The organism is Thermobacillus xylanilyticus, from assembly GCF_907165215.1.
Lineage (GTDB): Bacteria > Bacillota > Bacilli > Paenibacillales > Paenibacillaceae > Thermobacillus > Thermobacillus xylanilyticus.
Genome location: NZ_CAJRAY010000053.1, coordinates 23,855 through 30,768, shown reverse-complemented (window position 1 = coordinate 30,768; position 6,914 = coordinate 23,855). Strand labels below are relative to the sequence as shown.

Here is a 6,914-nt window from a genome sequence, read left to right as displayed (position 1 = left end):
TTTTTCTATGTCCGCTTTTTCCAATTCCTACACCCACGAAGATTTTACACTAACCCGGTCTTAATCGTTTCATCACGCAAGAAATGAGGCCAGCCCGCATGCAGGCTGACCTGATGTTTGACGAAGAATTATTCCTTCTCCGCGAGATCCGGACGAAGCGTGCGCGCCCGGCCGAGGAAAATGTGGCGGATTTCGTCCTGCCGTTTGTCCGTGTTCACGTGCACCATGAGCCGGATGCATTTCTCCAGGCTCCCCTTGACCGACACTTCCAGCGCGCACATAAGCGGCACCAGATCCCAGCCGGGCAGCTCCCGGATGGCGCGGGCCGGAAAAGCCGCATCCAGATCCTGCGTCACCGTGATGATAATGCTGGCGATATCCTCCGGAACGATGCCGTTGGCATCCACCAATTGCTGAAAAAGTTCCGCCGTCGCTTCGAGAATGACCTGCTCCTCGTTCGCCTCGACTGTCGTCGCTCCGCGGATTCCCCGCACGCTCATTGCGCCTGTTCCTCCTCTTTCAGCTGCTCCACGATGCGGCGCACCCGCTCCGCGGACATGTTCTTGTCGATGACGACGTCTCCGATCGCCGTCGGGACGATGAACACCATCCGGCCTTCCTTGAATTTCTTGTCATGCCGCATGGCGTCCATGATCGCGTCGGTATCGAAATGCGCCGGCAGCCGGACCGGCAGCCCGCATTTCGCCAGCACCCGCTTCGTCACCTCGTACACTTCCCGCGGCGCGCCGAGCTCCACGCCGATGCGCGCCGCGCCGACCATGCCGATCGCGATCGCTTCGCCGTGCAGCAGCTCGCCGTATCCGCCCACCGCCTCGAGCGCGTGGCCGATCGTGTGGCCGAGGTTGAGAATGGCGCGCAGATCGTTCTCCCGCTCGTCCTGCGACACGATTTCCGCTTTCACGCGGCAGCCGAAATACAGCGCGTATCCGAGCGCTTCCGGATCAAGCGCGCGCAGCTTGTCCGCATTCTCGTCGATCCAGGCGACAAACTCGGCGCTTCGGATCAGCCCGTGCTTCACCACTTCCGCAAGACCGCTGCTCACTTCGCGCGGCGGCAGCGTGCGGAGCGTCGCCAGATCGTACAGCACCATCGCCGGCTGGTGGAACGCGCCGATGATGTTTTTCGCGAGCGGATGATTGACCGCGACCTTGCCGCCGACGCTGCTGTCATGGGCGAGGATCGTCGTCGGCATCTGAATGAACCGGATGCCGCGCATGTAAGCGGCCGCCGCATAGCCGGCCAGATCGCCGACGACGCCGCCGCCAAGCGCGATGATCGCCGATTTGCGGTCAAGTCCGGCTTTGAGGGCAATCGTGATCAGTTCTTCGAACTGCGAAAGCGATTTCGCCTGTTCGCCCGCGGGAACGACGGCGCTGACGGTTCGATAGCCCGCAGCCCGAAGCCCCGACTCCAGCTTGTCCAGATACAGCCGACCCACCTGTTCGTCCGTCACGATGAGCAGCGGCGACTGCTTGCCGATGCCGTGCTTGTCGAAATAAAAGGCCGCCTGGTCAAGCAGTCCTTCGCCGATGTAGATCGGGTAGGACCGCTCGCCAAGCTGCACCGTCAGTTCCCGCATCAGTAAGCCCCCACCTGCTTCAGATAGTTGTCCAGGTTGGCGCGGATTTCTTCAATCGAATCGCCGCCGAATTTCTCGAGGAACGCCTTCGCCACTTCCCAGGCCACCACATGTTCCATGACAACGCTGGCGGCGGGCACCGCGCAGCTGTCGGAACGTTCGACCTGGGCGGTAAACGGTTCCTTCGTGTCGATGTCGACGCTGCGCAACGGTTTGTAGAGCGTCGGAATCGGCTTCATGACGCCGCGCACAACGATCGCCTCGCCGGTCGTCATGCCGCCTTCGATGCCGCCCGCCCGGTTCGTCGCACGGTAGAAACCGCGGCCTTCCTCATACATGATCTCGTCGTGGACCTGCGAACCGCGCAGTCTGGCCGCCTCGAAGCCGATGCCGATCTCGCAGCCCTTGAAGGCGTTGATCGACACAACCGCCTGCGCGATCCGGCCGTCCAGCTTCCGGTCCCATTGCACATGGCTGCCGAGGCCGACCGGCACGCCTTCGACGATGCACTCGACGATGCCGCCGATCGAATCGCCTTCCTGCTTGACCTGGTCGATGTGGGCCATCATTTTCGCTTCGGTCTCCTTGTCGACGACGCGTACCGGAGACTCTTCCGTCAGGCGAATGATTTCATCAAGCGGAAGATTGTGCTTCGGCGCTTCAATCTCGCCGATGCGGATGACCTGTCCGCCGACCTTGATGCCGAATTCGGCCAGCAGCTGCCGGGCCAGCGCGCCGACGGCGACGCGGGCTGCCGTCTCGCGGGCGCTCGAGCGTTCGAGCACATTGCGCAGGTCGCGCAGGTTGTACTTCAGCCCGCCGTTCAAGTCCGCGTGGCCGGGACGCGGACGGTGAACACGACGCTTCGTCTCGTCGGAACCTTCGATCGGCTCCACGTTCATGACGGTCGTCCAATGTTTCCAGTCGTTGTTTTCGATGACGATCGCGACCGGCGCGCCGGTCGTGCGGCCGTGGCGCACCCCGCCGACGATCTTCGCCGTGTCCTGCTCGATCTGCATCCGTCTGCCGCGGCCGTGGCCTTTCTGGCGGCGCTGCAGTTGAAAATTCAACTCGTCGAAATCAATTTTCAGATTGCTCGGCAGACCTTCGACAATGGCCGTCAGCTGCGGCCCGTGCGTCTCGCCTGCCGTCAAATACCTGAGACTCATCCGTTTCCCCCCAGCGGCCGTCCATGCCGCGCAATTCTTCCATCACTTCCGGTTCTACTGCTCGTTGCCTTCGCTCATTATAGTATAGCGCCCGTTCTTTTGACAAGGAATCGCCGGGACGCCTCCGTCAGCCTTGAAACATGACAAAGGGCCGGCTTGTCCGCAAGCCGGCCCGTCGAATATGCGATGGACTTCAACCGTGAGCATGGCGCGTAGGCCGCAAGGCTGTACGGCGGCTCCCGGCCTCCCGCTCGGCGCTCAGGATGCCTGCGATCTGCGCGGCGTCCAGCCCGAGGATCTGCGCGCATTCCTGGATCGTAATCCACCCGCGCTTGTAGGCGGCGATCACCACACGCTTGTCCATTCCAACCCTCCAAAAATGTCGGATATCGTCAGTATGGGAAAGATGGACAGCGGCTATACATGCTCCGGCTTGCGCCGATAGAAGAAGGTCTCCGTCGATTCCAGACCGTATTGGGCCGGCGTGAAAATCTGCTCCGTGCTGCCGACGAACAGCAGACCGCCCGGTCTGAGCGCCTTTGCGAACTTGTGGTACAATTCGTGCTTCGCTTCTTCCGTGAAATAGATCATGACGTTGCGGCAAACAATCAGATCGTAGTCGGAGCCGAACGGATCGTGCAGCAGATTGTGCTGCTTGAAGCGGACGGCGCGGATCAGCTTGTCCGACACCCGATAGCCTTCGCCCGCCGCGGTGAAATAAGCCCTCCGGTATGCGTCGGGCACTTCCTTGAGCGATCGATCGGGGTACAGCCCGTTCTTCGCCTTCTCGATCACGTTCGCGTCGATGTCGGTGGCCAGAATGTCCGCGCGCGCCAGGGCGCCGAGCCGATCAAGAATCATCGCGACCGTATAAGGCTCTTCCCCCGTCGAGCAGGCGGCGCTCCAGATGCGCAGCGTCCGGCCTTCCCTCAACATCGCCGGGATGAAACGCTCTTCCAGGACCGCCCAGCGATTCGCGTTGCGCCAGAACTCGGACACGTTGATCGTCATCCGGTCAAGAAACTCGTTCATAAGCCGTTCATCGCGCTGCAGCGCTTCCCAGTAAGATGCGAACGTGCCGTAGCCGTGCTTCAGCCGCAGCGTCGTCAGCCGCCGCTTCATCTGCGTTTCCTTGTATTGCGACAGATCGATGTTCGTCTTCTGCTTCACTTGCCGGATGAACAGCGCGAAATCCGCATCTTCCATGACGTCCCACCCTGCCGCGCCTCGGTCAAATCCAGCGCTGGATTGTCAGTTCGTAATCGACCAGCTCTTCCGGGCGGAAGAAGTTCGCGATTTCGCGCTCGGCGTTCTCCGGCGAGTCCGAACCGTGGATGAGATTGAAGTTCGTATGTACCGCATAATCCGACCGAATCGTTCCCGGCGCCGCCTCCACGGCGTTCGTCTTGCCGATCATGGCGCGGGTCAGGGCAACGGCGTTGTCGCCTTCCCATACCATTGCGAACACCGGACCCGACGTGATGAAGCGGATCAGCGGCGGGTAGAAATCTTTGCCGACGTGTTCCGCATAATGCTTTTCGGCCAATTCTTCGGATACGCGCATGAATTTCGCCGCGACGAGCTTGAGCCCTTTGCGTTCGAACCGCGACACGATCTCCCCGATCAGGCCGCGCTGCACGCCGTCCGGCTTGATCATCAGAAACGTCCGTTCCATCCTTTCCATCCCCCATCCGGCCGGGCCATATGCCCGGACTTCAATAATTTCGCTTGCCGACGAACCGCGCGATGTCATTCAGCGTGCTTCGCGCCGGAATATCCGGCAATCCCTCCAGCAAACCGACCGCTTTGTCGATGTACCGTGCGGCAAGCCGGTCCGCTTCCTCAATGCCCCGGCTGGCGCGGATCAGCTCGATGGCGCGCGTGCAGTCCGCCTGGCCGTCCGATTCGCGGATCCGTTCAATCTCGCGCAGCAATTCGTCCTTCACCGCGGTGTCCCGAAGCGCGAGCAGGACCGGCAGCGTCATGTTGCCCTGCCGGATGTCCGAACCCGGCGGTTTGCCGAGCTGCCGCTCCGTGCCGAGCAGATCAAGCAGGTCATCGCGGATCTGGAACGCCATGCCGACGTTGTAGCCGTAGCGGTACAGCCGGTTGTACACCGCCGGCGGCGTGCCGGCCGCCGCCGCGCCGAGCTGGCAGCTGATTGCGATGAGCAGCGCGGTCTTGCGGCGGATGCGCAGCAAATATTGGCGCACCGTCTGCCTGGTGTTGAAAAAGTCGCGGATCTGCTCCATTTCGCCGATGCACATCTGCACGATCGCCCGCGACAGTGCCTGGTGGAGCACCGGATCGTTCAGCTCGGCGATGATCGTGAGCGCTTTCGCATAAATATAGTCGCCGGTGTACATCGCGATCCGGTTGTCCCACTTGGACTTGACGGTCAGCTGGCCTCGCCGCGTATCCGCGTCGTCGATCACGTCGTCGTGGACGAGCGACGCCATATGGATCAATTCCAGCGGAACCGCCACTTTCTTCAGCACGTCGAGACGGTAATCGCCGAATTTGCCCGCGAGCAGGACAATGGCGGGACGGATCCGCTTGCCGCCCGCCTTGAGCAGATGAACGGCTGCTTCGCTGAGCAGCGCGTGGTCGCTCGTCACGCTGCTTTCAAGCTCTTGTTCGATTACGTTCAGATCGTTTTCCAGGCTTGCATACAGATCGGTCAGTTTCATTCATTCACCCGTGCCGCTGCGTGATCCGGCCACGTCGCCGGAGCGACCCGCCGCTCAAGCAGCCCCATCCGGAACGCGCAGTCGTAATAATAGCTCAGTCCTTCCTGTTCCTGCGGACCGAACCCGTATCGCAGCGTGCGGAAATACCGCTCCCAGTAGTCTTCCCCGCCGCCGAACCGCCCGGCCGCCTTGCGCGAGAGTCCCTCGATGTCGGCGAGCGCGCGCCGTTTGCTCTCGGCCAGCGCTTCGTAGACGCGGCGGACCGTCTCGGGCGCCTCCCGCGCGGCTTCCCTGCGAACGGCGAACACCGCGAACGTCATGCCGAGCCCGGTCCATTCTTTCCACATGCGCGCCGCATCCAGCACTTCAATGCCCGGACCGGGCCGCCAGGAAGCCCGGATCGCCGGATCGCCGATGAGCAGCGCGCCGTCCGCACGCTCCAGCATCGCCTCCAAATCCGGTTCCATGGCGATCAGCTCGGGGCAGCGGCCGTACCGGCCCTGCATCACGATGCGGAGCAGGTTGACCGAAGTCGCGGAGGCCGTCGTCACCGCGATCCGCCCGCGCAGCGCTTCCTCGAGCGGCCGCTTCAGGAACAGCAGGACGGACATCACTTCACCGTCCGCGCTGACGGACAATTCGGGCAAAAGCTCGTACTCGTCAAACCGTTGTCCGTAGGCGAACGACGAGATAGCGGCGATGTCGATCGTCCCTTCGGACAGCGCGCGGTTCAGCGTCGCCGGCACGCCTTTCGCGACGCGCACATTCCGGACGCCCGTCTCGGCCAGGCATTCTTCGAAGCGGTCGAAGATCGGCCAGATATTGGCATAATCAATCCGGCCTACCGTGATCTCGCGCTCCGCCGCCATGTCCGTCATCTCCCCATCGTCTGTACAAGTCGTGGTCGATTCCCATGTTGTCCAGCAGTTTGCCGACCATAAAATCGATCATATCACGGATCGTAGCCGGATGGTAGTAAAAAGCCGGCATCGCAGGAACGATCCGGACGCCGAGCCTCGCCAGCTTCAGCATGTTCTCAAGGTGGATCGCATGGAGCGGCGATTCGCGCGGCATGAGCAGCAGCCTGCGCCCTTCCTTCAGGGCGACATCCGCCGCGCGTTCAACCAGATTGTCCGAGGCGCCGTTCGCGATGGCCGACAACGTCCCCATCGAGCACGGCGCGATCACCATCCCTTCGGTGCGGAACGATCCGCTGGCAACGTTCGCGCCGACATCGGCGGAAGGATAGTAGCGCATGCGGCCGTCCGTCAGCGCGCCGCCGAACCGGCGGTCCAGTTCCTCCGCGCGCCGGGCCGAGTCCCATCCGGCCTCCTCGCGCAGCACTCTCCAGCCCGCATCCGAGATGACGAGATGCACTTCGAAGCCGCCGGCGAGCAGCGTCTCGATCAGCCGGATGCCGTACGCGCATCCGCTTGCTCCCGTCATGCCGACCAC

General features: G+C 62.4%; 9 protein-coding genes. All 9 read right to left on the bottom strand.

Going from position 1 to position 6,914, the window contains the following annotated elements:
* Window positions 1-128: 128 nt before the first annotated feature.
* The 9 genes from aroH to KJQ12_RS11235 all read right to left on the bottom strand — a co-directional run bounded on the left by aroH (window position 129) and on the right by KJQ12_RS11235 (window position 6,905).
* Complete coding sequence (gene aroH, locus KJQ12_RS11275) at window positions 129-500, bottom strand: chorismate mutase (RefSeq protein WP_213484746.1); 372 nt, start codon at window positions 498-500, stop codon at window positions 129-131.
* The gene (gene aroB, locus KJQ12_RS11270; protein ID WP_213484745.1) at window positions 497-1,600 is read right to left on the bottom strand and encodes a 3-dehydroquinate synthase; all 1,104 of its coding nucleotides are present in this window, start codon (window positions 1,598-1,600) and stop codon (window positions 497-499) included. The genes aroH and aroB overlap by 4 nt, the downstream gene beginning before the upstream one ends.
* Window positions 1,600-2,769, bottom strand: a complete 1,170-nt coding sequence (aroC, locus tag KJQ12_RS11265; RefSeq protein WP_015254730.1) for a chorismate synthase — start codon at window positions 2,767-2,769, stop codon at window positions 1,600-1,602. The genes aroB and aroC overlap by 1 nt, the downstream gene beginning before the upstream one ends.
* Window positions 2,770-2,962: 193 nt before the next feature.
* Window positions 2,963-3,133: a hypothetical protein gene (locus KJQ12_RS11260; protein ID WP_015254731.1), complete on the bottom strand. Its 171-nt coding sequence runs from the start codon at window positions 3,131-3,133 to the stop codon at window positions 2,963-2,965.
* Window positions 3,134-3,186: 53 nt separating this feature from the next.
* Window positions 3,187-3,975, bottom strand: coding sequence for a CheR family methyltransferase (locus KJQ12_RS11255; protein ID WP_015254732.1), 789 nt, complete (start codon window positions 3,973-3,975; stop codon window positions 3,187-3,189).
* Window positions 3,976-4,000: 25 nt separating this feature from the next.
* Window positions 4,001-4,444 carry a nucleoside-diphosphate kinase gene (ndk, locus tag KJQ12_RS11250; protein WP_015254733.1) on the bottom strand — a complete coding sequence of 148 codons (444 nt, stop codon included), beginning with the start codon at window positions 4,442-4,444 and terminating at the stop codon, window positions 4,001-4,003.
* Window positions 4,445-4,484: 40 nt separating this feature from the next.
* The gene (locus KJQ12_RS11245; RefSeq protein ID WP_213484744.1) at window positions 4,485-5,459 is read right to left on the bottom strand and encodes a polyprenyl synthetase family protein; all 975 of its coding nucleotides are present in this window, start codon (window positions 5,457-5,459) and stop codon (window positions 4,485-4,487) included.
* The gene (locus tag KJQ12_RS11240; protein WP_213484743.1) at window positions 5,456-6,328 is read right to left on the bottom strand and encodes a menaquinone biosynthetic enzyme MqnA/MqnD family protein; all 873 of its coding nucleotides are present in this window, start codon (window positions 6,326-6,328) and stop codon (window positions 5,456-5,458) included. Before KJQ12_RS11240 ends, KJQ12_RS11245 begins: the two co-directional genes overlap by 4 nt.
* Entirely contained in the window at window positions 6,291-6,905 is a 615-nt protein-coding gene (locus KJQ12_RS11235; RefSeq protein WP_244860577.1) for a UbiX family flavin prenyltransferase, read from the bottom strand. Before KJQ12_RS11235 ends, KJQ12_RS11240 begins: the two co-directional genes overlap by 38 nt.
* Window positions 6,906-6,914 lie beyond the last annotated feature (9 nt).

Excerpts from the sequence above, each read along its gene's own strand:
- aroH (WP_213484746.1), bottom strand. The coding sequence starts at position 500 with ATGAGCGTGCGGGGAATCCGCGGAGCGACGACAGTCGAGGCGAACGAG.
- aroB (WP_213484745.1), bottom strand. The coding sequence starts at position 1,600 with ATGCGGGAACTGACGGTGCAGCTTGGCGAGCGGTCCTACCCGATCTAC.
- aroC (WP_015254730.1), bottom strand. The coding sequence starts at position 2,769 with ATGAGTCTCAGGTATTTGACGGCAGGCGAGACGCACGGGCCGCAGCTG.
- KJQ12_RS11260 (WP_015254731.1), bottom strand. The coding sequence starts at position 3,133 with ATGGACAAGCGTGTGGTGATCGCCGCCTACAAGCGCGGGTGGATTACG.
- KJQ12_RS11255 (WP_015254732.1), bottom strand. The coding sequence starts at position 3,975 with ATGGAAGATGCGGATTTCGCGCTGTTCATCCGGCAAGTGAAGCAGAAG.
- ndk (WP_015254733.1), bottom strand. The coding sequence starts at position 4,444 with ATGGAACGGACGTTTCTGATGATCAAGCCGGACGGCGTGCAGCGCGGC.
- KJQ12_RS11245 (WP_213484744.1), bottom strand. The coding sequence starts at position 5,459 with ATGAAACTGACCGATCTGTATGCAAGCCTGGAAAACGATCTGAACGTA.
- KJQ12_RS11240 (WP_213484743.1), bottom strand. The coding sequence starts at position 6,328 with ATGGCGGCGGAGCGCGAGATCACGGTAGGCCGGATTGATTATGCCAAT.
- KJQ12_RS11235 (WP_244860577.1), bottom strand. The coding sequence starts at position 6,905 with ATGACGGGAGCAAGCGGATGCGCGTACGGCATCCGGCTGATCGAGACG.